Genomic DNA, 357 nt, shown 5'->3' with positions numbered 1-357 from the left:
GCACGCCTAAAAACATGTCCCCTGATCGTTGATAAAGCTGTACACTGATTTTGCCATCAACCACATAAAACTGAAACATGACATGGCAAGGTGGAAGTGCACTAGTCGGAACGTCTTCAGGATTCCAAGCGGTAACAATCATGCGGCGTGAATCTGGCGTTTCCTTAATTTGCTTGATCACATCGGCAATCTGATCAATAAATCCGCCTTCCCGCTTTTCCCAATGTCGCCACTGCGCACCATAGACATCGCCTAAGTTGCCATACTTCTTAGCAAAATCTTCATCATCCAAAATCCGTTGATCAAACTTTTTCATTTCTGCTTGATAAATCTTGTTAAACTCTGGATCACTTTGAC

1 protein-coding gene is annotated in these 357 nt (G+C 43.1%); it reads right to left on the bottom strand.

Annotated elements, in window-relative coordinates:
• The coding region (gene thyA / locus CP352_RS10900) for a thymidylate synthase (protein ID WP_098034953.1) at positions 1-357 on the bottom strand (357 nt) is incomplete at both ends.

The sequence above is a fragment of the Lactobacillus sp. UMNPBX1 genome (genome assembly GCF_002554085.1).
Taxonomy (GTDB): Bacteria; Bacillota; Bacilli; order Lactobacillales; family Lactobacillaceae; genus Lactobacillus; species Lactobacillus crispatus.
This window is presented reverse-complemented; position numbering and strand designations above follow the sequence as displayed.